Here is a 24,408-nt window from a genome sequence, read left to right as displayed (position 1 = left end):
GGCTACATTCCGGCAGCCGCGTCGCACGCCTGCGCCCGCAGGGCACGGGCCAGGTCGTCACGCGCCTCGAGGACGAGACGGCGCAGCGCGGGCGCAGAGTCCGCGTGCGCCGCCAGCCACGCGTCGGTCGCGTCGAGCGTGCCCTGCGAGTCCTGGAGCGAGGGGAACAGGCCCTTCACCACGTCCATGCCGATCTGGATGGACCGCTCCTCCCAGACGCGCTCGATCGCCGCGAAGTACCGCTCCGCGTACGGCGCGGTCAGCTCGCGCTGCGCCGGCTGCTGGAAGCCCGCGATCGTCGACTCGACCAGCGCGTTCGACAGCGCGTCCGACTCGACGACCTGCGCCCAGGCCTGCGCCTTCACTGCCGCGGACGGGCGCGCCGCGAGGCAGCGCACCTGGTGCCGCTTGCCGGACGCGGTGTCGTCACGCGCCAGCTCCGCGTCGATCACCGACTCGTCGGCCTCGCCCGTGGAGGCGAGCGCGTTCACGAACGACCAGCGCAGCTCCTGGTCGACATCGAGCCCGTCGATCTTCGCGGTGCCTTCGAGCAGGCCGCGCAGCAGCTGGAGGTCGGCCTCGGCGGAGGCGACGGAAGCGAAGAACCGCGCCCACGTCAGCTGGTTCTGGCTGGCCGGCTCGGCGAACCGCAGCTCCCGCAGCGCGCCCTCGGCGAGCTGCCGGCTGCCCTCCGCGCGCCACTCGGGCGCCGCGTAGTGCGTGACCGCCGAGTTCGCCCAGGTGTGCAGCATCTGGAGGACGCCGATGTCGCTCTCGCGCCCGGCGAACCGCAGCACGAGGCCGATGAAGTCGCGCGCGGGCATGAGCCCGTCCCGCGTCAGGCTCCACAGCGCCGACCAGCACAGGGCGCGCGCCAGCGGGTCCGCGATGTCACCGAGGTGCTCGCGGAGGGTGGCCAGCGAGTTCTCGTCGAAGCGGATCTTGCAGTACGTGAGGTCGTCGTCGTTGACGAGGACCAGCTCGGGCGCCTCGGCGCCGGCCAGCTCGTCCACCACGGTCCGCGGCCCGTCCACGTCGACCTCGGCGCGCGCGTACCGCACGAGCGCCCCGCCCGCGCCGTTGCGCCGGTAGAGGCCCACGGCGACGCGGTGCGGCCGCAGGGTGGGGTGGGACTCGGCGGCCTCCTGGACGACGGCCAGCTCGGTGATGTGCCCGTCGGCGCTCAACGTCACCTGCGGGGTGAGGGAGTTGACGCCCGCCGTCTGCAGCCACGCCCGCGACCAGGTGGCCATGTCGCGCCCGCCGGTCTCCTCCAGGACGGACAGCAGATCGCCGAGCTGCGTGTTCCCGTACGCGTTCCGCTTGAAGTAGCGCCGGGCGCCTTCGAGGAACGCCTCGCGCCCCACGTAGGCGACGAGCTGCTTCAAGACGCTCGCGCCCTTCGCGTACGTGATCCCGTCGAAGTTGAGCTTGGCGTCCTCCAGGTCGCGGATGTCGGCCGTGACCGGGTGCGTGGAGGGCAGCTGGTCGGCGCGGTACGCCCACGCCTTGCGGTTGTTGGCGAAGGTGATCCAGCCGTTGGTGAAGCGCGTCGCCTCGACCATCGAGAACGTCCCCATGAAGTCCGCGAAGGACTCCTTGAGCCACAGGTCGTCCCACCACTGCATGGTCACGAGGTCGCCGAACCACATGTGCGCCATCTCGTGCAGGATGACGTTCGCGCGCCGCTCGTACGACGCCTGCGTCACCTTGCCGCGGAAGATGAACTCCTCACGGAACGTGACACAGCCCGGGTTCTCCATCGCGCCGAGGTTGTACTCCGGCACGAACGCCTGGTCGTACTTCCCGAAGGGGTACGGGTAGTCGAAGTGGTCGTGGAAGAAGTCGAGCCCCTGCTTCGTCACCAGGAACACGTCGTCCGCGTCGAAGTGCTTCGCGAGCCCCTTGCGGCACATCGCGCCGAGCGGGATCTCCAGCTTCGTACCGTCCTCGAAGACGCGCTCGTAGGAGTCCGTCACGTAGTGGTACGGGCCCGCGACGATCGCGGTGATGTACGTCGAGATCGGCTTCGTCTCGGCGAACTTCCAGACGCCGTCGGCCAGATCGCCCACGCCGTTCGACCAGACCGTCCAGCCCTCGGGGGCCTGCACGCTGAAGCGGTAGGGCGCCTTGAGGTCGGGCTGCTCGAAGTTGGCGTAGACGCGCCGCGAGTCGGCGGGCTCGTACTGCGTGTAGAGATAGACCTCGCCGTCCTCGGGGTCGACGAAGCGGTGCATGCCCTCGCCGGTGCGGCTGTAGGCGCACTGGGCGTCGACCACCAGCTCGTTCTCCGCGGCCAGGCCTTCGAGCGCGATCCGCGTCCCGTCGAAGACGGCCGCCGTGTCGAGGTCCCCGCCGTTCAGCGTGACCGCGTTCACGGACGGCGCGATCAGGTCCACGAAGGTGGCGGCGCCGGGCTCGGTGGCCCGGAACCGGATCGTGGTCACCGAGCGGAACGTCCGGGGACCCTCGCCCTCGGTCTCGCCGACCGCGGACCGCAGATCGAGCTGGACCTCGTACCCGTCGACGGACAGCAGGCCCGCCCGCTCGCGGGCCTCGTCGCGGGAAAGATTCTCTCCGGGCACGGGCGGCACTCCCTTGTGACTCGTCTGGCTGCACTTGTGGTGCGAACAGGACCGATCCTGCCATGTGCTCCTGACGGCGGACAGCCGGGAATGGGACGCCAGTGCGAGACGTTGGCGAGGAGAGTCAACGCCACGGAATACATGAGGAGAACCATGTCCGAGAAGACCCCCGTCGACTTCTGGTTCGACCCCCTGTGCCCCTGGGCCTGGATGACCTCGCGGTGGGTCCTCGAAGTGGAGAAGGTCCGCGACATCAAGGTCAGCTGGCACCTGATGAGCCTCGCCGTCCTGAACGAGGACAAGCTCGACGACCTGCCCGACGAGTACCGCGAGCTCCTCGAGACGAAGGCCTGGGGCCCGGTCCGCGTCGTCATCGCCGCGCAGGAGGAGCACGGCCCCGAGGTGCTCGGCGACCTCTACACCGCGCTCGGCACGCGCATCCACAACGGCGGCGAGGGCCCCACGAAGGAAGCCGTCGCCGCCGCCCTCGACGAGGTCGGTCTGCCCGCCTCCCTCCTCGACCACTGGGACGGCACGAAGTACGAGGCCGAGCTGCGCGCCTCCCACAAGGAGGGCATCGACAAGGTCGGCCAGGACGTCGGCACACCCGTCATCGCCGTACCCGGCGCGAACGGCGAGCAGATCGCGTTCTTCGGCCCCGTCGTCACCCCGGCTCCCAAGGGCGAGGAGGCCGCGAGGCTCTGGGACGGCACGCTCCTGGTCGCCTCGGTCCCCGGCTTCTACGAGATCAAGCGCACGCGCACGCAGGGGCCGGTCTTCGACTAGGCGAATGTCTCGGGGAGGGTGCGGCCGTCCCGGTACCGGAAGTGATGCTGCACGCGCCGGCACGTGCCGTTGGCGCAGCGCCGGTAGTTGTTCGCCTCGCCCTTCTTGGCCCAGGTGGCGACGTACTTGAGCTCCTCGGGCTCGAGCCGGCGAAAGAGCTGAAGCTCGTCGTTGCAGTTGACGCAGCGCTTGGAGGGGTCCGTCATGGGCCCACGGTGCACCGGAAGCCCGTAAACCGGAAGGCCCCCGCGAGTCATGTCCTCGCGGGGGCCTTCCGTCTTTCCGCCCGCCGTCGCGAAGGTTGAGAAGACGATCACGAGGCGGGACGCTTCAGGGGCTCAGGGGGCGACCAGCAGGTTGAACGCCCGGTCCTTCGCGGCCGCGTACCGCTTGGCGACGTCCTGCCAGTTGACGACGCGCCACATGGCCTCGATGAAGTCGACCTTCTGGTTCTTGTACTGGAGGTAGAACGCGTGCTCCCACGCGTCGAAGACCAGGATCGGGACCGAGCCCTGGCCGACGTTGCCCTGGTGGTCGTAGATCTGCTCGACGACGAGGCGCCCGCTCACCGGCTCGTACGCGAGGACGCCCCAGCCGGAGCCCTGCGCCGTCGAGGGGGACTTCGTCTTGGCGGTCCGGTGGCAGGCGAAAGAGCCGACGAACCTGACGGTCCTTCGGCTCGGTGCCTCCGTTACCGGACATGTTGTGCCATCGGAGTTTTCTCTGGCCCAGAAGCCCGAGACTCTCTCCTGGATCGCTCCGGCGAGTTTGACGGCGCTCAGGTCCGTCCGGCGACGACCCTCCTGGCCGCCGAGTGGGTCGGTGACCCGCTTTCGCCAAAGTAGCGGCGTGATTCCCCTGGCGGCGGTGAGTCGCGACAAGCTCACTCGTGAGTGTGAGTTGAGGTGTGCAGGTTCGAGGATCGCGTGTATATGGCCATGTCCGGGTCCTCAGGCTTCATGCTGCAGATCCTATTGCAAGCCATGTGCAAATGCAGGCTAGCAGCAGGAGTGTGTGGTGCAACGCGAAGGACCCCCGGGCCAGTTGCACTGGCCCGGGGGTCCTTCGGTGAGCGGGGAGCGAGTTACGCGTCGGCCGCCGCCCGCGACTCGGCCGCCTTCTGGCGTACGTAGCCGACGATCGCGAGCACGATGGTCAGGCCGCCGGTGTAGTACAACTGCACGCGCGTGTCGTGCTCGCGGGCCATCAGGACGAAGATGACGACCATCGCGACGAGCGCCAGGACCGTGAGATACGGGTACGCCCACATCTTCACGACGAGCTTCTCGGGGGCTTCGCGCTCCAGCTTGCGGCGCAGGATCAGCTGCGAGAAGGCGATGAAGAACCAGACGACGAGGATGATCGCGCCGATGGTGTTGAGCAGCCAGGCGAAGACGTCGTCCGGGCGCCAGTAGCTGAGCAGGACGCAGACGAAGCCGAAGACGGCGGAGAGCACCACCGCGACGCGCGGCACACCGCCGGTGACCTTGCCGATGACCTTCGGGCCCATGCCGCGGGCGACCAGCGAGCCGGCCATGCGGGAGGCGCCGTAGATGTTGGCGTTCATGGCGGACAGCAGGGCGATGAGGACCACCACGTTCATGATCTGGCCGGCGCCGGGGATGCCCAGGTGGTCGAGCGTGGCGACGTACGGGCCCTTGGTCGGGATCTCCTTCGCCGTCCACGGCAGCAGGACCACGACGACGGCCATCGAGCCGACGTAGAAGAGCGCGATACGCCACATCGCCGTACGGACCGCCTTCGCGACGCCCTGCACCGGGTGCTCGGACTCGGCCGCGGCGATGGTGACGGTCTCCAGACCGCCGTACGCGAAGACCGAGGCGAGGAGGCCGACGATCAGCCCCTCCGTGCCGTTGGGCATGAAGCCGCCGTGGCCGGTGAGGTTGTCCATGCCGGGCGCGGAGACGTCGGGCAGGACGCCGAGGATCGCCAGTACGCCGATGACGAGGAAGAGCACGATGGCGCCGACCTTGAGCGTCGCGAACCAGAACTCGAACTCGCCGAAGTTCTTCACGGCCGCGAGGTTCGTGCCGGTGAACAGCAGCATGAACAGCGCGACCAGCGCCCACTCGGGCACGCCCGGCAGCCACCCGTGCACGATGCCCGCCGCGCCGATGCCCTCCAGGCCCACGGCCACGCAGAGCAGGAACCAGAACGACCAGCCTGCCGTGAACCCGGCCCACGGGCCGATGCCTCGCTCCGCGTGCACGGAGAACGAGCCGGAGGCGGGGTACGCGGCGGCCATCTCGCCGAGCATGCGCATCACGAGCATCACGAGTGCGCCCGAGATCGCGTAGGCGAGGATGATCGACGGGCCGGCGGCCGCGATGGCGGTTCCGGAGCCCACGAAGAGGCCGGCGCCGATCACACCGCCGAGCGCGATCATGGAGAGATGGCGCTGCTTGAGACCGCGCGACAGCGACGGCTCGGCCGGCGACTGGTCGATCGGCTGCGCGTCGACCGGCGACTGCGCGGACGTCCGAGACATGGATGTGCCCTGTTCATTAGCTGAGACGGGGAGAGGCCCACAGTCTGAGCAGCGGCACCGGCTACAGGGAACAGCTGACCGGTATACGGACACGACGCTCACACATCGTGAAGGTTCAGGCACGCCGCGCGCGCAGCTCCCGCACTCCCGCGACGGCCACGACGAGCGCGGTCGCGCCGGTCGACCACAACAGCTGCGGACGGGCCGTGTCGTCGGTCAGCATCAGCCCGATGACGGCCGCCATCGCGGCGAGCGTCACCCACGTCAGCCAGGGGAATCCCCACATCCGCAGCACGAGCCGTTCGGGCGCCTCCCGTTCGACGAGCCGCCGCAGCCGCAGCTGCGACGCCGCGATCAGCGCCCACACGAACAGCAGCACCGCGCCGACCGAGTTGAGCATGTAGAGGAAGACGGATTCCGGCCACTCCAGATTGAGCAGCACCGATACGAACCCGAACGCGACCGACGCGAGCACCGCCCGGCGCGGCACGCCCCCGCCGCTCACCTTCAGCAGCGCGCGGGGCGCCTCGCCGCGCTCGGCCAGCGAGAACACCATGCGCGACGAACCGTAGAGGTTCGCGTTGAGCGCCGAGAGGAGCGCCACGAACACCACGATGTTCATGATCTGGCCCGCGGACGGCACCCCGATCGCGTCGAGGACCGTGACGTACGGGCTGATGCCCGCCTTCTGTGCCGTCCACGGCAGCACCGTCACGATGACCAGCATCGAGCCGACGTAGAAGAACACGATGCGGAAGACCGCGCTGCGCACCGCCCGTGAGACCGCGCGCACCGGGTCGTCGGACTCGGCGGCCGCGATCGTCACGACCTCCAGGCCGCCGAACGCGAACACGACGGCGAGCACACCGGAGATGACGCCCTGCCAGCCGTGCGGCAGGAAGCCGCCCTGCCCGGTGAGGTTCGTGAAGCCGACCGGGTCCGTGGCCGGCAGCAGCCCGAAGACCGCGAGCGTGCCGAGGATCAGGAACGCGACGATCGCGAAGACCTTCAGGGCGGCGAACCAGAACTCGAACTCGCCGAAGTTCTTCGCGGCCGCCAGGTTCGCCCCGGTGAAGACCAGCATGAACACCAGCACCCACGCCCACTGGGGCACGCCCGGCGCCCAGCCGTTCGCGATCTGCGCCGCGCCCGTCGCCTCCACGGCGAGGACGACGACGAGCAGGAACCAGTAGAGCCAGCCGACGCTGAACCCGGCCCAGCGGCCGAGCGCCCGCTCCGCGTGCACGGAGAACGAACCCGACGCCGGCATCGCGGCCGACATCTCGCCCAGCATCCGCATCACGCACATCGCGAGCGTGCCCGCGATCAGATACGAGACGACGATGCCGGGCCCCGCGACCGCGATGCCGGCGCCCGAGCCGACGAAGAGCCCCGCCCCGATGACACCGCCGAGGCCCAGCATCGTCAGATGCCGCTGCTTGAGTCCGCCTCCGAGCGGTTCGGGTTCGGTCGGGAGCTGGTCGTGCATGGGACGTTCAGACTGCTTTCGGGGCTCGCGCGGGTTTGGCAGGAACCTACAGTCTCCCCGGCGGCCGACCTCGGGCGCAAAACAGGCCGTTTCGGCTCTGGCCCCAGTGATGAGCGTCACGCCAAGTCGCGCATGAGTGACGCCCTTTGTGAAGAGCCCACCAACACCTGCCGTCACCCTTTGTCGAGCAGTGACCGTGATCGGGGATCGGCCCCTGGGATAGCGTCACGGTGTCCCAACCTGCCCTCACCCCCGCGGAGTCCCGATGAGTACGGCTGCCGTCTCCACCCGCCCCGGCAAGGTCCTGGCCGACCTGCTGCCCGTCTCGCGCACCCGCGACATCGCGCTCGTGCTCGGCGGCGCCGCCCTCACCGGCATAGCGGCCCAGATCGCCGTGCCCGTGCCGGGCTCCCCGGTCCCGGTCACCGGCCAGACCTTCGCCGCGCTCCTCGTCGGCACCGCGCTCGGCGCCCGCCGCGGCTTCCTCTCCCTCGCCGTGTACGCGCTCGTCGGCATGGCCGGCATGCCGTGGTTCGCCCAGGGCACCTCCGGCGCGAGCGGTGCCTCCTTCGGCTACGTCATCGGCATGCTGCTCGCCTCCACCGTCGTGGGCGCGCTCGCGCGGCGCGGCGGCGACCGTTCCGTCCTGCGCACCGCGGGCACGATGGTCCTCGGCTCCGCGATCATCTACGCGGTCGGCGTGCCCTACCTCGCCGCCGCCACCGGCATGACCTTCACGCAGGCGGTCGCCGCGGGCCTCACCCCGTTCCTCATCGGCGACGCCGTGAAGGCGGCCCTGGCGATGGGCGTGCTGCCCACCGCCTGGAAGTTCGCCGACAAGTAGTTCTCGCCACGGGCGCTCAGCGCACGTTGTAGTTCCTCCGGAAGAGGTTCGCCGGGTCGTACGCGGCCTTCACATCGGCGAGCCTCTTCCGCGTCTGTGCGTCGTACAGCCCCTGCGTACGGTCGCCGCCGCCGAACGCGAAGTTCAGGGACCGGCCCATCCGCTGCTCCTCGACCTGCTTGAACGCGAGGGCGTGATGAGCGCGGACGGCCTCACGGTCCGTTCCGTCCAGCGGCGACAGGATCCGCACCAACCACCCCGCGTCCCGGTACGGCACGGAGTTCGCGGCGGGCCTCGACAGGGCCCCGCCCAGGTGGTTGACCTGCACGACGTGCATGGAAGAGGCGTCCGGACCGCACAGCGCGAGGAGTTCGGACACGCCCTCCACGGCCGGCTCCCGCAGTACCGCACTGTCCCCGTAGTAGGCGTGCGGGAAGTCCGGGTCGCTGTGGATGGTGCGGCTCTCGGCGTACGGCATCTCGCGCAGGCTGTCCGTCAGGGCCGGTCCGAGCGCCGCCCGCAGGGGCGCCACGAGCCGCTCGCCCTCGTCCGCGCTCCCGGTGAAGGCGACGCGTACGGAGATCACGTACCGGCCGCGCAGGTGCGGCGGGAGCGCGGGGATGTCCGGGTGGACGAGGGCCGAGAGGGACGACGTCAGCGCGTCCGGCACGGTCCGCGCCCAGTCCGCGTAGGCCCGCAGAACGGCCCCCGCGTCGGCCTTCGCGCCGTCGTAGGCGAGCGAACCCCCGTACAGCCGCGCGACCGGCACCAGAGCGATCTCCAGACCCGTGACGACGCCCAGATTCGCGCCGCCGCCGAGCAGGCCGCGGAAGAGCTCCGGTTCGGCATCGGCGGAGACCGTGCGACGGCGTGCGTCCGCCGTGACGACGTCGGCCGACCGGACGTGATCGGCCGCGTAACCGAACTCCCGCGCCAGGATGCCGAGTCCGCCGCCCAGCGTGTACGAGACCGCACCCACGCCCGGCGCCGAGCCGTTCAGCGGGGCGAGGCCGTGGGGAGCGGCCGCCTCGACGACCTGCCGCCAGCGCGTCCCCGCGGAGACCCGCACCGTGCGCGCCGCCGCGTCCACCACGACCTCGTCCATGCGCCGCGTGGAGATCAGCACCCCGCCCTCGGAGTCTCCGGGCAGCCCGTGCCCGGTGGCCTGCACGCCGACGGGCAGGCCTGCACCGGCCGCGTACGCGACAGCGGCCTCGACGTCATCGGCGGAGGTTGCCGCGAAGATGACGTCGGGCCGCTGGGCGAAACCGGTCTGGAAACCGGCCAGTTCCTCGTCGTACCCGGCGTCGCCGGGCCGCAGGACGAGCTGCTGTGTGCGGATGTCGTCGGAGTTCATGCGGCAGACTCTGCCCGCATTACCTGACACCCGCCGTCAGCTTTTCCGCTGAGACCTTTCCGGGAATGCCCGGAAGGGTCAGGCGGAGACCTTCTTCCGCTTCTGCACCTGCTCACGCACCAGCGCGAACCCGACCACCAGGGCCGCCACGAGCAGCGACAGGACGACCTGCTCGCGGCCCGCGTCGTCGGTGAGCATGTAGACGAGCACGAACGAGATCATCGCGATCGTGGCCCACGTCAGATAGGGGAAGAGCCACATCTTCACGACGAGCTTCTCGGGCTGCTCGCGCAGGATGATTCCGCGCATCTTCAGCTGCGTGAAGCAGATGACGAGCCAGACGAAGAGGGCGACGGCGCCGGACGAGTTCAGCAGGAAGTTGAAGACGGTGTCCGGCCACTGGTAGTTGAACCAGACGGCGACGAAGCCGAAGATGACGGACCCGAGGATCGCGGCCTGCGGCACACCGCGCTTGCTCGTCCTGGCGAACGCCTTGGGCGCGTCACCGCGCTGACCGAGCGAGAACGCCATGCGGGAGGCGGTGTAGAGCCCGGAGTTCAGGCAGGACAGCACGGCCGTCAGCACGATGACGTTCATGACCTGACCGGCGTGGGGGATGCCGATCGAGTTCAGGGCCGCGACGTACGAGCCGTCCTTGGCGATCGACTTGTCGTTCCACGGCAGCAGCGTCAGGACGATGAAGATCGAGCCGAGGTAGAAGACGCCGATACGCCAGATCACGCTGTTCGTGGCCTTGGTGACGGCACGCTGCGGGTCCTCGGACTCGCCGGCGGCCAGCGTGACGATCTCGCTGCCCATGAAGGAGAAGACGACCATGAGGACGCCGGTGAGGATCGACCCGGCGCCGTTGGGCATGAATCCGCCCGCGTCCGTGAGATGCGCGAATCCCGCGCCCGGGTTGTCCGAACCCGGCAGCACGCCGAACACGGCGAGCAGGCCGATGATCACGAACCCGCCGATCGCGACGACCTTGATGCCCGCGAACCAGAACTCGAACTCGCCGTACGAGGCGACCGAGGCCAGGTTCGTCGCGGTCAGGACGACCATCACGATCAGGGCCCAGCCCCACTGCGGCACGGCCGGTACCCAGCCGTTGAGGATCACCGCGCCGGCGGTGGCCTCGACCGCGAGGACGACGACCCAGAAGAACCAGTAAAGCCAGCCGATGGAGAAGCCAGCCCAGCGGCCGAGCGCCTGGTCCGCGTAGGCGGAGAAGGAGCCGGACGACGGCCGTGCGGCGGCCATCTCGCCGAGCATCCGCATGACCATGACGACCATGAGGCCGACGAGGGCGTACGAGATGAGGATGGCGGGTCCGGCCTTGGCGATGCCCGAGCCGGAGCCGACGAAGAGGCCGGCGCCGATCACGCCGCCGATGGCGATCATCGACAGGTGTCGGTTCTTGAGGCCGGCCTTCAGCTGGTCGGGACCGTTACTTCCGGTCTGACCGTTGTCAGGCTGTGAATCTCCAGGATTGTGGGGCGCCTGGTCGGCCTTCGCAAGGGAGGGTTGCGAGGTCATGGACGAATCCTTAAGTCTCGGGTCACGAGCCCACGCATTCAAACCCAGGGACGTACCGGACGGAAGACCTGACTCCGTATCGTGATTTTCGACTCCGAGACGTTTGCGCGTAAACGAACGGCGACAACGACCCGACCGCGCCGTGCCCGGGTGGGACGTGCCACACTCGGACCCATGCGCGTGTACCTCGGCTCGGATCATGCCGGCTACGAACTCAAGAACCACCTCGTCGAATGGCTCAAGGCCCACGGCCACGAGCCCGTCGACTGCGGGCCCCACATCTATGACGCCCAGGACGACTACCCCCCGTTCTGCCTCCGCGCCGCGGAGCGCACGGCGGCGGACCCGGACGCCCTCGGCATCGTGATCGGCGGCTCCGGCAACGGCGAGCAGATCGCCGCGAACAAGGTGAAGGGCGTCCGTGCGGCCCTCGCCTGGAGCGAGCAGACCGCTGCGCTGGGCCGTGAGCACAACGACGCGAACGTGGTCTCCATCGGCGGCCGCATGCACACGCAGGAAGAGGCGACGAAGTTCGTCGAGATCTTCCTCTCCACCCCGTACTCGGGCGAGGAGCGCCACACGCGCCGCATCGAGATGCTGTCGCGCTACGAGGAGACGGGCGACCTCCCCCCGATCCCGGCCCACCACCCGCAGGGCTGATTCCAGCCGTTCCGGGAGTTCACTTCAGCCTCTCCGGCGTTCGAGGAACGGGGTCTGGGGCGGAGCCCCAGGACTTTCGGGAAGGGGCGGGGCGGGGGGGGGAAAAACCCCCCCCCCCCCGCCCCCGCCAACCCCAGGAGACAGAGACCCGTGCCAGAGGGCCACACCATCCACCGCCTGGCCCAGGACCACCTGGAGCGCTTCGCCGGCTGGCCGGTACGCGTCCGCAGCCCGCAGGGCAAGTTCTCCGACAGCGCCGCCCTCCTGGACGGCCTGGTCATCGACGCGGTGGACGCCCATGGCAAACATCTCTTCCTGGGCTTCGCGGAAACCGGCTGGATCCACATCCACCTGGGCCTCTTCGGCAAGTACACCCTCGGGGAGACCCCCGCCCCGCCGCCCACGGACACCGTCCGCCTGCGGCTGCTGAGTGACACGCACTACTCCGACCTGCGCGGCCCCACGACCTGCGCCCTGATCACGGACGCCGAGAAGCAGGCGATACACGACCGCCTCGGCCCCGACCCGCTCAGGAACGGCGACGACCCGGACCGAGCCTGGCGCCGTATCTCCCGCAGCCGCACCACTGTCGCCGCGCTGCTCATGGACCAGAAGATCATCGGGGGCGTCGGCAACGTCTACCGCGCCGAGGTCCTCTTCCGGCACGGCATCGACCCGTACACCCCGGGCAAGGACCTCACGCCCGGCGAGTGGACGGCGATCTGGACGGACCTGGTGGCGTTGATGCGCGAGGGCGTCCGGCACAACCGCATCGACACCGTCCGCCCGGAGCACACCCCCGAGGCGATGGGCCGCCCGCCGCGCGTCGACGACCACGGCGGCGAGGTGTACGTCTACCGGCGGGCCACGATGCCCTGCCATCTGTGCGGCACGGAGATCCGTACGGCGTCCCTCGCGGCCCGCAACCTCTTCTGGTGCCCGAGGTGCCAGCCCCCACGCTGACCGGCACCCGTCACCCGCTGCGTCAGAACCCGTGCGGCAGCCAGGGCGCCACGGTCGACCCGAACGCGAGCGCCGCCTCGTCGACCGCGCCGGGACGCAGCTCCCGCACCCGGCCGGCCGCCGCCAGCGCCGAAAGCGACGTGTCACCGAGGTAGGCCGCCGCCAACTCCCGTACGGACAGGGCAAGGTCGGCTGTGTCCTCGCTGCCCCCCGTGCGCTTGCAGGACGCCCCCTTCGCGTCCCCGGTCAGCCGCCACCGCCCCGCGTTCCACGGACAGAACTCGTCCGTCACGTCCAGGACGACGTCGACCGGCGCCTGATACGTGCGGGCCTCCAGCGCGGCTTCGAGGTCTATGAGCCGTACGTGCATCGAGTCCCTCAGCCGCACCTGGCACCGCCGGATGTCGCTGACGAGGGAGAACAGCGGATCATCGACCGGCCGGTTTCGCGCCTGGACGGTCGACGTCAGGTCGATGTCCAGGAGGAAGCGCCACAGTGCCGCGTACGCCGCCGGGTCGAGCGCGTCGATGTGCCGCAGCGTGATCCGGCCCTTGGGCCCGGCCGCGTCCCACTCGGGCTTGTTGTGGAACCGGACGTAGCCGACCGTCTCGCCGTCCCGCTCGGCCAGCACGCACTGCATCGGCGACGCGCCCTCGCGCTCCGACGGCGGGTCGAGCAGCGGCAGCCGCTCCCAGCCGGGCCTGCGGGCGAGCATGCCGGGCCGGGTGCCGATCGTCCGCACGTAAACGGCCTCGCACGCGGCGGCGGCCTCGGCGACGTCGGCGAACCGCAGCCGTACGTCGTCCGTGCCCGCCGGAGCGTTGATCCGCACCCGCGTCGAGTCGATCTCCACGCTCGCCTGCCGCGTCGCGATCCCGTACCCGAAGCGGCCGTAGATCGCGGGCTCGGACGCGGTGAGCACGGCGAGCGGCTCGCCCCAGGACCGTACGTCGTCGAGCTGGCGCCGCATCATCGACGTCAGGACCCCGCGCCGCCGGTCCGTCGCCGCGACGGACACCATCGTGACGCCCGCCGCCGGGACCTGGGCCCCGCCCGGCACCGTCACCCGGAACGTGAACGCCCCCGCCGTCCCCACGCACCGGTCGCCGTCCCACACGCCGATGGACCGGTCGAACTCGGTGAGGTCGTCCCACAGCGCGCGTTCCTCGGGCGCTTCGGGAACTCCTCCGAAGGCCAGCTCCAGCTTCGCGTACCACTCGTGCCAGTCGTCCTGGCGCAGCACCCGTACGTCCATCGTCATGAGGCATCCCTACCAGGACACCGTGGACGAAGCGAGAGATTTTCCCCGCCCGGGAAGACGCCGGAGCTGCCTGGAAGAGGGACAAGTGGGACCTCCCGTGCGAAGCCCCTGGCCCGATGGATAAGGTCCACGAGCAATGGCAGGACGACGCGCGCAAGCCGAGACCTTTCCGGCCCGGATGAAGATGAGACTGCACCGGGCCCGCATCGGCATGCGCAAATCCGGTGTCGACTACTTCCGCGGCGACGGTTCCGACTGGATCGCGATGGTGGGCCTGCTCCTCATGGTCCCGGTCATCGCCTGCGGCACCCTCCTCAACCCGGTCTGGTGTTCCCCGACGGCGCTCGTCCTGCCGATCGTGGCGGGCGGACTGCTGCTGCGCCCGGCCAGCCTCCTCGGCCTGTACGCGGCGGCCGCCGCGGCGCTCATCGTGGAGTCGGTCAGGCTCGGCCCGTACTCGGAGGGCGCCGCCCGGGTCACCCCCGGCACCGTCCTGGTCGTGGCTGCCTGCGGTTTCTTCGGCCTGCTCATAGCCCAGTTCCGCAGCCGGGTCGGCGTGCCCTGGCGGCGCGGCGGCACGATGCTGTTCGACCTGCGCGAACGCATCCGCGTCCAGAGCAAGCTGCCGCAGCTGCCCAAGGGCTGGCACCGCGAGATGGCGCTGCGCCCGGCCGGCGGCCAGTCCTTCTCCGGCGACTTCGTCGTCGCGGCCCGTACGAACGGCGGCCGCACGCTGGAGGCGGTCCTCACTGACGTATCGGGCAAGGGCATGGACGCGGGGTCGCGGGCGCTGCTCCTGTCCGGAGCCTTCGGCGGACTCCTCGGCTCCCTGCCGCCGCACGCCTTCCTGCCCGCCGCCAACGGCTATCTGCTCCGCCAGGACTGGGACGAGGGCTTCGCCACGTCCATCCACCTCGTCCTCGACCTGGAGTCGGGCGACTACGAACTCTTCTCCGCGGGCCACCCACCGGGCCTCCAGCTCAGCGCGGGCAGCGGACGCTGGGAGGAGAAGGCCGCGGAGGGCCCGCTCCTCGGCGTCTACGACGGCGCGCAGTTCGACTCCACCAAGGGCTCCCTGCGTCCCGGCGACGTCCTGATGCTCTTCACGGACGGCCTGGTGGAGACATCCGACCGCGACATCACCGAGGGCATCGACCGCCTCACCGGCGAGGCGGACCGCTACGTGTCGGGCGGGTTCCACGGATCGGCCTGGCACCTGATCGAGGCGGTGGCCAAGGACGTCAACGACGACCGCGCGCTGCTGTTGATCTGCCGGGACGCGTGACGGCTCCGCCGGGGTTCGTTGCCGGGTGCGGGTCTTATGCGGCCGGCCACGATGTATGCCGCACCCGGCAGCGAAAGCTCGCCACTGTGCCGCGGACCCGTCACACCCCGGCGCCCACCCGCTCATCGAGGGGCGCCCCATCCCGCCGCCCTCCTGGAAGGACCCGCGCAAGCCACTCCGAGCGGCCCGCCGCCAGCGGTCCGAGGACCGCGAGCAGGAGCACGTAGCCCGCGATGAACGGCGACAGCCGCTCGTCCAGGCCCGCGCCCGCCGCCATCGTGGCGAGGATCAGGGCGAACTCGCCCCGGGCGAGCAGCGTCGTGGAGATGTTCGCGGCGGGGCCGGGCCCGAACCCGTAGACGCGCGCCGCGCCGAGTCCCGCCAGCACGTTCATCACCAGCGTCACGGTGACGGCCGCGAGGACCGGCCACAGCACCGTCGGCAGGTCGCCCGGGTCGATGGAGAGGCCGAACGCGAAGAAGAAGATCGCGCCGAACGCGTCCCGCAAGGGGTGCACGAGCTTGCGGATGCGCTCGCCCGAGGTGGTGGAGCCGAGCATCAGGCCGACCATGAACGCGCCGATCGCGTCCGCGACCCCGAACCACTCGGAGACCCCGGCGACGAACACGGCCGCGCCGAGGAAGGAGATGACGAGGAGCTCGTCGTCCTTGGTGTTGAAGAGATGGCCCACGATGCGAGTGCCGAAGCGCGCCGCGAGCGCGAGCAGCAGGAGGAAGCCGAAGGCCTTGCCGCCGTCCATGACCGCTGAGGCCAGGCTGTCCGCGCCGGACAGGATCGGCTGGAGCGCGGCCAGGTAGAGGGCCAGGAAGATGTCCTCGACGACGATGATCCCGAGGATCGGCTTGGTCTCCGGATTGCCGAGGCGGCCGGTGTCGACGAGCACCTTCGTGACGATCGCCGACGAGGAGATGCCGAGGACCCCGGCGAGGACCAGAGCCTCGGAGGTGCCCCAGCCGAGGGCGAATCCGAAGCCGAGGCCCGCGCCGACGTTCAGCGCGAGGTACGTCCCCCCGGCGGCGGCCATCTTCCGGCCGCCGGTCTTGAGGTCGTCCAGATGGAACTCGAGGCCCAGATAGAAGAGCAGCAGGACCAGGCCGAGCGCGGAGAGCATCTCCAGGTCGTGCGGGTCGGCGACCAGCACGATGCCAGGGGTGTGGGGGCCGAGGAGGATCCCGGCCAGGATGAACAGGGGGATGGTGGGGAGTCCGATGCGTCCGCCGAGGCGGGCGAGGACGGCGGCGGCGAGAAAGGCGCCGCCCATGGCTATCAGGGTGTCTGCATGTCCGATGGGTCCGTTCCTTCCGTTCTTGGCTTGGTCGAATGGCTGGCTAGGGTCAAGGAAGAGTCAAGAACGCGTCAATAGTTAGATTACCAAACCATTTTCGGTGATGCGGGGTGGGGTTCTCCCCACCCCCGTTTCGCCAGCGGGCCTCATGGTCGGGAAGGCCCCCGAATCCGTACGTTCGAGACATCGAATCCGGCACGTACGAGAGGGCGACCATGGGCCTGCGCAAGAAGCGGCACGACGAGGCACCGCGGGACGACAGGTGGGCCGTCGAACTGCGCGGCGTCCGCCGTCAGTACGGCCGCGGCGGCGGCGCCGTGCACGCCCTGCGCGGCATCGACCTCGCTCTGCCCCGCGGCAGCTTCACCGCTGTCATGGGCCCCTCCGGCTCCGGCAAGTCCACGTTCCTCCAGTGCGCGGCCGGCCTCGACCGTCCCACCGACGGCACCGTCCACCTCGGCGGCACCCTCATCACCGGCATGAGCGAGAACAAGCTCACCGCCCTGCGCCGCACCCGCCTCGGCTTCGTCTTCCAGGCCTTCAACCTGCTGCCCTCGCTCACCGTCGAACAGAACGTCGTCCTGCCCATGCGTCTCGCGGGACACCGTCCCGACCGGCGCCGCGCCGCCGAGGTCCTCGCCCAGGTCGGCCTCGGTGACAAGGGCAAGCGGCGTCCGGGCCAGCTCTCCGGCGGCCAGCAGCAGCGCGTCGCCATCGCCCGCGCCCTGATCACCCGCCCCGACGTCGTCTTCGCCGACGAGCCCACCGGAGCCCTCGACACGACAACGGCCGCCGACATCCTGGGACTTCTGCGCACGGCCGTCGACGGCGTGGGCGCCACCGTCGTCATGGTCACGCACGACCCGGCCGCCGCGGCCTACGCCGACCGCGTCCTGTTCCTCGCCGACGGCCGGATCGTCGACCAGCTGCAGGCCGCGTCAGCGCAGACGATCGCGGCCCGCATGACGACCCTGACGGCCCCCGCCTACGCGGGAGTGGCCGCCTGATGGTCCCCAACGGCCTCGCCCGCGCCGCCGTCCGCTTCAAGCCCGCGGCCTTCGTCGGCACCTTCGTCGCCCTGATGATGGCCGCGATGATCGTCTCGGCCTGCGGCATCCTCCTGGAGACCGGCGTACGCGCCTCCGTCCCGCCCGGTCGCTACGCCGGCGCCCCTGTCGTCGCCGCCGCCGACCAACGCGCCCACTTCGTCACCGGCTCCGGCGAGGACCGCGAGGACGGCTCCGTCCAGGTGCCGGACCGCGCGCTCCTCGACAACTCCCTGGTGGCGAAGGCCGCTTCGGCCCCGGGCGCGCGTACCGCCGTCGCCGACCTCACCTTCCCTGTACAGCGGGACAGGAAGCCGGTCACCGCCCACAACTGGGGCTCCACCGCATTCACCGGCGAGAAGCTCACCGCGGGGCGCGCCCCGCACCCCGGCGAAGCCGTCCTCGCCGGCACGGCCGCCTCCGTCGGCGACCACGTCACCCTCACCACCCCGCAAGGCCCACACACCTACCGCGTCTCCGGGACCACCGCCACGCGGCCGCACCCCACCGCCTGGCTCGCCGACTCCGAAGCCGTACGCGTCTCGGGACACCCCGGCCGCATCGACGCCATCGCCGTACTCCCCGAGTCCGGAGTCGCCGACGGCACCCTCAAGGCCCAGGTCGCCCACGCGCTCGGCGGCAAGGCCGACGTCCACACCGGCGACGACCGCGGCGCCGCCGAGGACGGCTCGCTCGCCGAGGCCAAGGAACTCCTCACCGGACTCGGCGGATCCTTCGGCGGGATCGCCGCCACCGTCGCCGCGTTCACCGCCGCCGGCACCGTCGCCCTCTCCGTCGGCCAGCGCGCCCGCGAGTTCGCGCTGCTGCGCGCCATCGGCACGACGCCCCGCCAGATCCGCCGCTCCATCGCCACCGAGACCCTCCTCGTCGCCCCGCTCGCGGGCGCCGCCGGCTGCCTGCCCGGCATCGCGCTCGCCCGCTGGTGGTTCGGCCGGCTCAAGGAGAAGGGCGCGATCCCGCAGCCCGTCGACCTCTCCGTCTCGTACATCCCGCTGCTCGCCGCCGTCGGCACCGCCCTGCTCACCGCGCTCGCCGCCGGGTACATGGCGGCCCGCCGCCCCTCGCGCATGAAGCCCGGCCAGGCCCTGTCCGAGGCGTCCACCGAGCGGCTGCGGGTGGGCTGGATCCGTACGCCGCTGGGTATCGCGGCGGCCGTCGGCGGCGCCGTCTGCGCCGGGCTCGCCGCCTCCGCCACCGGCGAGGACGCGGCCAACGCTGCGCTCGGCGTCGTCATGCTCTTCATGCTCGCGGTCGCCCTGCTCGGCCCGCTCGTGGCCCGCGCCTGCGCCGGCCTGTTCGGACTGCCGCTGCGCACGGCGGGCGCCTCCGCGAACCTCGCCGCCGCCAACTCCCGTACGAACGCCCGCCGTCTGGCCTCGGCGATCACGCCGATCGTCCTCGCCATGGCGTTCTCCTCGGTCCTCGTCTTCATGCACACAAGTGAGGACCGGGTCGCGAGCGACCAGCAGAAGGCCGGCATCACCGCCGACCACATCGTCACCGCGGACGCGGGCCTCGCCCCCGACGCCGTACGGCAGGCGGCGCACACCCCCGGCGTGACCTCGGCCGTCGGCCTCCTCAAGACGTCCGTCCTCGTCCCGGCCGGATCCGGCGGCGACCGCCGGCTGGAGTCGGCGTCCGCGCAGGGCGTCACCGGCACGGCGCGCGACCTCGCCCGCGTCCAGGACCTCGACGTACAGGACGGCACCCTCACCCTGCGCCCCGGACAGATCGCCCTCGACGCGAACCTCGCCAGGACCGCCCGTGTCTCCGTCGGCGACCGCCTGGAGATCCGCCTGCCCGACGGCACCGAGGCGGCCCCCGAGGTCGCGGCGACGTACGGCAGGGGCCTCGGCCTCTCCCAGGTGACGCTGCCCGGGGCCGACCTGGCAGGCCACGTCACCACGTCCTTCGACACGGAGCTGTGGACGAAGGGCGGCACACCGGACTCCCTGGCCCCGCTCGGCACGGCCCTGGACCGCGGCGACTACACCACGGCCCAGTCCCTGGACCGTGAGCTCAACGCCTGGGCGAACACGGTGATGGCCGCGGTCCTGGGCGGATTCGCCGCCGTCGCCGCCGTCAACACCCTCGTCATGACGGTCCTCGACCGGCGCCGCGAGCTCGGCACGCTCCGCCTGATCGGCTCCACCCACCGCCAGGTCATGCGCATGATCCGCTGGGAGGCGCTCCTGGTCGCCCTCGCCGGCATCGGGCTCGGCACGGGCATCGCCGTCGCCACCTTGGTGCCGATGATGAACGGCCTGACGGGGCAGTCCGCGTACATCCCGCCGCTCGTGTACGGCTCCTTCGCCGGGTCCGTCCTGGTCCTCGGCCTGGCCGCGACCGCGCTCCCGGCCCGGGCGGCCCTGCGCAGGCCGTAGGGTCGGCCGCATGCTGACCCTCGCGGAGGTGGAGGCCCTGGCACGCAGGGCCCACGCCACCCAGACGGACAAGGCCGGACGCCCCTACGCGGAACACCTGGAGGCGGTCGCCGAAGGTGTACGCGCCCGGGGCGGCGACGACGAGCAGATCGCGGCGGCCTGGCTGCACGACGCGATCGAGGACGACGCGCTCTCACCGCAGTGGCTGGCCGCGGCGGACCTCACGGACCGCACGAAGGCCGTCGTCCTCGCCCTCACCAAGCGCCCCGGAGAGCCTCAAGAGGCCTACGCGCAACGAATTCTGGTCACTCCGGGCGCGCTGCTGGTGAAGGAGTCGGACCTGGCCCACAACGCGAACCCCGCCCGTCTGGCGGCTCTGGACGCACCGACGAGAGAGCGCCTGACAAGGAAGTACGCGGGGATGAGATCGCTCCTGGGTATCGACGAGACCCCGAAGGCAACGCGCCCCTGTACCGGGTCCCGTTGATACCCACTAGGCAACGCCCCCTGCGGGGCGCGGGGAACTGAGGGACAAGCCCCCACGCACCCGCACCCGGCAAGCGGCGACGGCACCCTCAGGCGCGGGCCCGCCCACGATCCCGCGCGACCTGAGCCGCGTCCTTCTTGAACGCCCACTCCATCTTCGGCTCCATCGCGAACCGGAACATCCGCTGGACCGGGGGAGTGCACAGGACCGTGATCAGGGAGGCCGCGACGACCGTCACGAACACCTCGCCCAGCGGCTTGTGCAGCCAGGCGTAGTCGTCGAACCAGCCCCAGAACCGCGAGCCCTTCGCGATGAAGCCGTGCAGCAGGTAGCCGTACAGCGTCCCCGCGCCCAGCACGGTGAACCACATCTTCCGCCGCGGCACCCATGCGAAGAAGCACGCGGTGAGGACGACCGAGCAGCCGAAGAGCGCGAACGTCATCACGGCTCCGGCCCACCACGGCGCGCCCAGCTCCTGCGCGCTGTCGCGGTGGTAGAACCACGCCGACGTCATCCGCGGAGCGGCCCAGTAGGCCAGCACCAGAGCCGCCGCGAAGATCGGCACGGACAGGATCCGCACCTCACGCCGGCGCACCAGCTGGAAGTGCTCGGGCTTCAGGAACAGGCCGAGTACGAAGAAGGGGAGGAACTGCAGTACGCGCTGGAGATCGAGGTCGTCGCCGATGTCGGGGGAGACGGAGGCGAGTACGGCGACGGCGACGGCGAGCGGCACCGGCCAGCGGACGATCTTCCACAGCGGGGTGGTGAGCCGCCACACGAACAGGGCGACCAGGAACCAGGTCAGATACCAGGGGTCGAGCAGGCTGAACGGCTGCGTCGGATCGTTGTCCGCCCAGCGCTTGAAGAAGGTGTACGCGACCTCGAAGATCACGTACGGCACCGCGACCCCGGTGATGAGCCGCCGGAGCCGGTCGGGCCGCATGTCGAAGCTGCGGGAGAAGTAGCCGGAGATCACGATGAACGCCGGCATGTGGAACGTGTAGACGGTCATGTAGAGCGCCTCGGCGACGCGGCTGTGATCCGTCAGCGGTTCCCAGGAGTGGCCCATCGCGACCAGCACGATGGCCAGGTACTTGGCGTTGTCGAAGAACGCGTCCCGCTGTTTCGCGGGCTTGGCGGCCGGTGTGGGGGGAGCGGCTGCCGTATTCGGTGGCTGATGGGAGGGGGCCGTCTGTGCCGCAGGGAGCGGGGCTCGGGTGGGGGCAGCGCGGAACATCTGAGGCACCCTAGCGGCGCCCGCGGTATTTCGTAAAACCCTCACGTCAAATCCTCCTTACCGCGCGAGTACCCCCGATTCGGAGAAGTCGGCATAGCGATGGCGAAGTTTTCGCAGGTCTTTCGGAGGGACTTCGGGAGGCATCCCTATGAGTCCGTTATGACCACTCTCATCCTGATTAAATAGTGCATATCGTCCTGACTCGACCGGCCTGGATGTGGCCCCCGCGACAATTCGAATTCGCGGCGAACAGCACGTGCGTGATCCCGCGTGCCCACGATGTGGACATGCTGTGTGTGCATGGAAACGATCAGGCCGAATTACCGGCCACGGGAACCCACGAAATTGCCCGGGGAACACGCGCTGATCATGTGCCCCATGGGTGCGGGGCCGGCGCGCCGCTGCGCGGGCGTGGCCGACGATGCGTCACCCGCCGCATACGGGGGCCGTGTTGGTGGCACGATGGTTCTGGCGGGGGTGTGCGGGGTCGTACCCCCCGGGCCGGGAGAGCGGACCGACCTAGGGTGTGATCAGTGTGGCCATTTCGCTGTCAGTCGTACTGCTGTTGGCGATCATTCTCGTGGTGCTGATCCGGGGAGGGTCGATCAAGGCCGGGCCTGCCGTCGTGGCGGTCCTGTTCGGGTTCTTCCTGGCCTCGACCGGAATGGCCGACGACATTCAGAGGTTCCTGAACTCGATAGCGGACACGATCAACTCGATCCAGTTCTGACCGCTCGGGAGACTGTCCGGCCCAGGACGTGAAAAACCCCGGGCCCGGTTCGTGAGAACCGGGCCCGGGGCCACAAGAGCGGGCGACGGGAATCGAACCCGCGTAGCTAGTTTGGAAGACTAGGGCTCTACCATTGAGCTACGCCCGCACAGCTTGCGCCGCAGGTCGGTGACCGCGGCAACGGGAAGCATCGTAGCGGGTCGGACCCCCTCGTCGCACACCGCATTCACACCGCTCGTAATGCGGGAGCCGCACCGGCCGTGTGCATGTACCCTACGTGTCGCACCGACGGGGTGTGGCGCAGCTTGGTAGCGCGTCCGCTTTGGGAGCGGAAGGCCGTGGGTTCAAATCCCGCCACCCCGACCAGCGTCGCAACAGCAGCGTCTCAAGCGGTTGAACGCCTCCTCAAGATCGCGTTGTGGGTCGGCTCCGGCTTGCCGTTACTATGCAAGCTGCGTGCCCGTGTGTCTCTTAACCGGGCAGGAACCCAGAAGTCAGCCCCCAAGGAGACCGAACCGTGAAGAGCGCCGTGGAGACCCTGAACCCGACCCGGGTTCGGCTCAGCATCGAGGTGCCCTTCGAGGAGCTCAAGGACAGCCTCGACGCGGCGTACAAGAAGATCAACCAGCAGGTCACGGTGAAGGGCTTCCGCAAGGGCAAGATCCCTGCCCGCATCATCGACCAGCGGTTCGGCCGCGGTGCGGTGCTTGAGGAGGCCGTCAACGACGCGCTTCCGAAGTTCTACACCGAAGCGGTCAACGAGGCCGAGCTCAACGTGCTGGGCCAGCCCGAGGTCGACATCACGGAGCTGAAGGACGGCGAGACGCTGAACTTCACCGCCGAGGTCGACATCCGTCCCGAGATCGAGATTCCGGACTACTCCGGCATCGAGGTCGAGGTTGACGCCATCGAGGTCAGCGACGAGGACGTGGACAAGTCTGTGGAGCAGCTCCGCGAGCGCTTCGCCTCCACCTCCCCGGTCGAGCGTGCCGCCGAGGACGGCGACGTCGTCACGATCGACCTCGAGGCCAAGGTCGACGGCGAAGTGCTCGAGGACGGCGTTGCGTCCGGCGTCTCGTACACGATCGGCTCGGGCGAGCTCCTCGAGGGCATCGACGAGGCCGTGAAGGGCCTGGAGGCCGGTGGCGAGGCCACCTTCACCTCCGAGCTCAAGGGCGGCTCCGCCGAGGGCAAGGAGGCCGAGGTCACCGTCAAGGTCACCCAGGTCGCCGCTCGTGAGCTGCCGTCCCTGGACGACGAGTTCGCGCAGCTCGCCTCCGAGTTCGACACCCTCGACGAGCTGAAGGCCGACAGCCGCAAGCGCCTCGAGAACATGAAGCAGTACGACCAGGCCACGCAGGCCCAGGAGCGCGTCCTGGAGAAGCTGCTCGAGCTGGTCGAGGTCCCCGTTCCCGAGAAGCTGCTCGAGGACGAGGTCAAGACCCGCAAGCACAACCTCGAGCACCACCAGCTCGGCCAGATGGGCCTCGACCTCGAGAAGTACCTCGAGATCCAGGGCAAGACGGTCGAGGAGTTCGACGCCGAGACCGCCGAGCAGGCCGTCAAGGGCATCAAGACGCAGTTCGTCCTCGACGAGCTCGTCAACAAGGAGAAGCTGAACGTCAACCAGGAGGAGCTCACCGAGCACCTCATGCGGCGCGCGCAGTCCTCCGGCATGTCCCCCGACCAGTTCGCCCAGGCCGTCGTCGAAGGCGGCCAGGTCCCGATGCTGGTCGGCGAGGTCGCCCGCGGCAAGGCCCTCGCGGTCGTCGTCGAGGCCGCCACGGTCAAGGACACGAACGGCGAGATCGTCGACCTCGAGGACGACGAGGACGAGTCGGCTGCCGCCGGCGAGACCGTCGAGGCGGACGCCCCCGCCGAGGCCGAGGCCGAGGACAAGAACGAGGCCTGAGCCT

General features: G+C 70.1%; 19 protein-coding genes, 2 tRNA genes and 1 pseudogene. 11 read left to right on the top strand and 11 right to left on the bottom strand.

Going from position 1 to position 24,408, the window contains the following annotated elements; translation table 11 throughout:
• Nucleotides 1–2: 2 nt before the first annotated feature.
• Complete coding sequence (pepN, locus tag ACWFR4_RS16150) at nt 3–2,585, bottom strand: aminopeptidase N (protein WP_453652937.1); 2,583 nt, start codon at nt 2,583–2,585, stop codon at nt 3–5.
• 153 nt (nt 2,586–2,738) lie between these two features.
• Here pepN and ACWFR4_RS16145 point away from each other — a divergent pair, with 153 nt between their 5' ends.
• A complete protein-coding gene (locus tag ACWFR4_RS16145; RefSeq protein WP_329057845.1) occupies nt 2,739–3,371 on the top strand; it encodes a mycothiol-dependent nitroreductase Rv2466c family protein in 633 nt (210 codons plus the stop codon).
• Here the strand turns inward: ACWFR4_RS16145 and ACWFR4_RS16140 are convergent.
• From ACWFR4_RS16140 to ACWFR4_RS16125, 4 genes and pseudogenes are all read right to left on the bottom strand, one after another.
• On the bottom strand, nt 3,368–3,577 hold the full coding sequence (locus tag ACWFR4_RS16140; protein WP_453466117.1) for a hypothetical protein: 210 nt from the start codon (nt 3,575–3,577) through the stop codon (nt 3,368–3,370). The two genes, ACWFR4_RS16145 and ACWFR4_RS16140, sit on opposite strands and share 4 nt — an antisense overlap.
• 132 nt (nt 3,578–3,709) lie before the next feature.
• A pseudogene (locus ACWFR4_RS16135) lies at nt 3,710–3,985 on the bottom strand (Fe-Mn family superoxide dismutase); the annotation flags it as partial.
• Between the two features lie 470 nt (nt 3,986–4,455).
• Nucleotides 4,456–5,880, bottom strand: a complete 1,425-nt coding sequence (locus tag ACWFR4_RS16130) for an amino acid permease (RefSeq protein ID WP_326713010.1) — start codon at nt 5,878–5,880, stop codon at nt 4,456–4,458.
• 115 nt (nt 5,881–5,995) lie between these two features.
• A complete protein-coding gene (locus ACWFR4_RS16125; protein ID WP_453652935.1) occupies nt 5,996–7,369 on the bottom strand; it encodes an amino acid permease in 1,374 nt (457 codons plus the stop codon).
• A gap of 265 nt (nt 7,370–7,634) precedes the next feature.
• On the opposite strand from ACWFR4_RS16125, the gene ACWFR4_RS16120 reads away from it, so the two are divergent.
• Entirely contained in the window at nt 7,635–8,213 is a 579-nt protein-coding gene (locus tag ACWFR4_RS16120) for a biotin transporter BioY (protein ID WP_453468983.1), read from the top strand.
• Nucleotides 8,214–8,229: 16 nt separating this feature from the next.
• Here ACWFR4_RS16120 and ACWFR4_RS16115 read toward each other — a convergent pair whose 3' ends face one another.
• Nucleotides 8,230–9,570 carry an FAD-binding oxidoreductase gene (locus ACWFR4_RS16115; protein WP_453468984.1) on the bottom strand — a complete coding sequence of 447 codons (1,341 nt, stop codon included), beginning with the start codon at nt 9,568–9,570 and terminating at the stop codon, nt 8,230–8,232.
• A gap of 78 nt (nt 9,571–9,648) precedes the next feature.
• The gene (locus ACWFR4_RS16110) at nt 9,649–11,112 is read right to left on the bottom strand and encodes an amino acid permease (protein ID WP_453468985.1); all 1,464 of its coding nucleotides are present in this window, start codon (nt 11,110–11,112) and stop codon (nt 9,649–9,651) included.
• 174 nt (nt 11,113–11,286) lie between these two features.
• Between ACWFR4_RS16110 and ACWFR4_RS16105 the strand changes: the two genes are divergently transcribed.
• Nucleotides 11,287–11,772, top strand: coding sequence for a ribose-5-phosphate isomerase (locus tag ACWFR4_RS16105; RefSeq protein ID WP_116512982.1), 486 nt, complete (start codon nt 11,287–11,289; stop codon nt 11,770–11,772).
• Nucleotides 11,773–11,922: 150 nt separating this feature from the next.
• Nucleotides 11,923–12,735 carry an Fpg/Nei family DNA glycosylase gene (locus tag ACWFR4_RS16100; protein ID WP_453467797.1) on the top strand — a complete coding sequence of 271 codons (813 nt, stop codon included), beginning with the start codon at nt 11,923–11,925 and terminating at the stop codon, nt 12,733–12,735.
• A 22-nt stretch (nt 12,736–12,757) separates the two neighbouring features.
• Here the strand turns inward: ACWFR4_RS16100 and ACWFR4_RS16095 are convergent, their stop codons facing one another.
• Nucleotides 12,758–13,996, bottom strand: a complete 1,239-nt coding sequence (locus tag ACWFR4_RS16095; RefSeq protein WP_453652933.1) for a GNAT family N-acetyltransferase — start codon at nt 13,994–13,996, stop codon at nt 12,758–12,760.
• Nucleotides 13,997–14,132: 136 nt separating this feature from the next.
• Between ACWFR4_RS16095 and ACWFR4_RS16090 the strand changes: the two genes are divergently transcribed.
• The gene (locus tag ACWFR4_RS16090) at nt 14,133–15,281 is read left to right on the top strand and encodes a PP2C family protein-serine/threonine phosphatase (protein ID WP_453467793.1); all 1,149 of its coding nucleotides are present in this window, start codon (nt 14,133–14,135) and stop codon (nt 15,279–15,281) included.
• A 100-nt stretch (nt 15,282–15,381) separates the two neighbouring features.
• Here ACWFR4_RS16090 and ACWFR4_RS16085 read toward each other — a convergent pair whose 3' ends face one another.
• Nucleotides 15,382–16,563: a cation:proton antiporter gene (locus ACWFR4_RS16085; RefSeq protein WP_453467791.1), complete on the bottom strand. Its 1,182-nt coding sequence runs from the start codon at nt 16,561–16,563 to the stop codon at nt 15,382–15,384.
• A 239-nt stretch (nt 16,564–16,802) separates the two neighbouring features.
• On the opposite strand from ACWFR4_RS16085, the gene ACWFR4_RS16080 reads away from it, so the two are divergent.
• From ACWFR4_RS16080 to ACWFR4_RS16070, 3 genes are read left to right on the top strand one after another with little or no spacing between them, the layout of a single operon-like run.
• Nucleotides 16,803–17,594 (top strand): ABC transporter ATP-binding protein, encoded by a 792-nt coding sequence (locus tag ACWFR4_RS16080; RefSeq protein ID WP_453652931.1) that lies wholly within the window; start codon nt 16,803–16,805, stop codon nt 17,592–17,594.
• A complete protein-coding gene (locus ACWFR4_RS16075; protein ID WP_453652930.1) occupies nt 17,594–20,038 on the top strand; it encodes an ABC transporter permease in 2,445 nt (814 codons plus the stop codon). Before ACWFR4_RS16080 ends, ACWFR4_RS16075 begins: the two co-directional genes overlap by 1 nt.
• Before the next feature lie 10 nt (nt 20,039–20,048).
• Nucleotides 20,049–20,525, top strand: a complete 477-nt coding sequence (locus ACWFR4_RS16070) for an HD domain-containing protein (protein WP_453652928.1) — start codon at nt 20,049–20,051, stop codon at nt 20,523–20,525.
• Nucleotides 20,526–20,613: 88 nt separating this feature from the next.
• Here the strand turns inward: ACWFR4_RS16070 and ACWFR4_RS16065 are convergent, their stop codons facing one another.
• Nucleotides 20,614–21,762: an acyltransferase family protein gene (locus ACWFR4_RS16065; RefSeq protein ID WP_453652926.1), complete on the bottom strand. Its 1,149-nt coding sequence runs from the start codon at nt 21,760–21,762 to the stop codon at nt 20,614–20,616.
• 535 nt (nt 21,763–22,297) lie between these two features.
• Here ACWFR4_RS16065 and ACWFR4_RS16060 point away from each other — a divergent pair.
• Nucleotides 22,298–22,492: a hypothetical protein gene (locus ACWFR4_RS16060; RefSeq protein WP_100594330.1), complete on the top strand. Its 195-nt coding sequence runs from the start codon at nt 22,298–22,300 to the stop codon at nt 22,490–22,492.
• A gap of 77 nt (nt 22,493–22,569) precedes the next feature.
• On the opposite strand, the gene ACWFR4_RS16055 is transcribed toward ACWFR4_RS16060, so the two are convergent.
• Nucleotides 22,570–22,640: transfer RNA gene (locus ACWFR4_RS16055), tRNA-Gly, on the bottom strand.
• 141 nt (nt 22,641–22,781) lie between these two features.
• Here ACWFR4_RS16055 and ACWFR4_RS16050 point away from each other — a divergent pair.
• Together ACWFR4_RS16050 and tig are read left to right on the top strand one after the other, a co-directional pair.
• A tRNA-Pro gene (locus tag ACWFR4_RS16050) sits at nt 22,782–22,858 on the top strand.
• A gap of 151 nt (nt 22,859–23,009) precedes the next feature.
• Nucleotides 23,010–24,404 carry a trigger factor gene (tig, locus tag ACWFR4_RS16045; RefSeq protein ID WP_453467781.1) on the top strand — a complete coding sequence of 465 codons (1,395 nt, stop codon included), beginning with the start codon at nt 23,010–23,012 and terminating at the stop codon, nt 24,402–24,404.
• Nucleotides 24,405–24,408 lie beyond the last annotated feature (4 nt).

The organism is Streptomyces sp. NPDC055140 (genome assembly GCF_053607285.1).
Note: the sequence above shows the minus strand (reverse complement) of the source record. Positions and strands in the feature narration are given on the sequence as shown.

Coding starts and splice junctions, on each gene's coding strand:
- ACWFR4_RS16145 (WP_329057845.1), top strand. CDS start 2,739: ATGTCCGAGAAGACCCCCGTCGACTTCTGGTTCGACCCCCTGTGCCCC.
- ACWFR4_RS16140 (WP_453466117.1), bottom strand. CDS start 3,577: ATGACGGACCCCTCCAAGCGCTGCGTCAACTGCAACGACGAGCTTCAG.
- ACWFR4_RS16130 (WP_326713010.1), bottom strand. CDS start 5,880: ATGTCTCGGACGTCCGCGCAGTCGCCGGTCGACGCGCAGCCGATCGAC.
- ACWFR4_RS16125 (WP_453652935.1), bottom strand. CDS start 7,369: ATGCACGACCAGCTCCCGACCGAACCCGAACCGCTCGGAGGCGGACTC.
- ACWFR4_RS16120 (WP_453468983.1), top strand. CDS start 7,635: ATGAGTACGGCTGCCGTCTCCACCCGCCCCGGCAAGGTCCTGGCCGAC.
- ACWFR4_RS16115 (WP_453468984.1), bottom strand. CDS start 9,570: ATGAACTCCGACGACATCCGCACACAGCAGCTCGTCCTGCGGCCCGGC.
- ACWFR4_RS16110 (WP_453468985.1), bottom strand. CDS start 11,112: ATGACCTCGCAACCCTCCCTTGCGAAGGCCGACCAGGCGCCCCACAAT.
- ACWFR4_RS16105 (WP_116512982.1), top strand. CDS start 11,287: ATGCGCGTGTACCTCGGCTCGGATCATGCCGGCTACGAACTCAAGAAC.
- ACWFR4_RS16095 (WP_453652933.1), bottom strand. CDS start 13,996: ATGACGATGGACGTACGGGTGCTGCGCCAGGACGACTGGCACGAGTGG.
- ACWFR4_RS16090 (WP_453467793.1), top strand. CDS start 14,133: ATGGCAGGACGACGCGCGCAAGCCGAGACCTTTCCGGCCCGGATGAAG.
- ACWFR4_RS16085 (WP_453467791.1), bottom strand. CDS start 16,563: ATGGGCGGCGCCTTTCTCGCCGCCGCCGTCCTCGCCCGCCTCGGCGGA.
- ACWFR4_RS16080 (WP_453652931.1), top strand. CDS start 16,803: ATGGGCCTGCGCAAGAAGCGGCACGACGAGGCACCGCGGGACGACAGG.
- ACWFR4_RS16075 (WP_453652930.1), top strand. CDS start 17,594: ATGGTCCCCAACGGCCTCGCCCGCGCCGCCGTCCGCTTCAAGCCCGCG.
- ACWFR4_RS16070 (WP_453652928.1), top strand. CDS start 20,049: ATGCTGACCCTCGCGGAGGTGGAGGCCCTGGCACGCAGGGCCCACGCC.
- ACWFR4_RS16065 (WP_453652926.1), bottom strand. CDS start 21,762: ATGTTCCGCGCTGCCCCCACCCGAGCCCCGCTCCCTGCGGCACAGACG.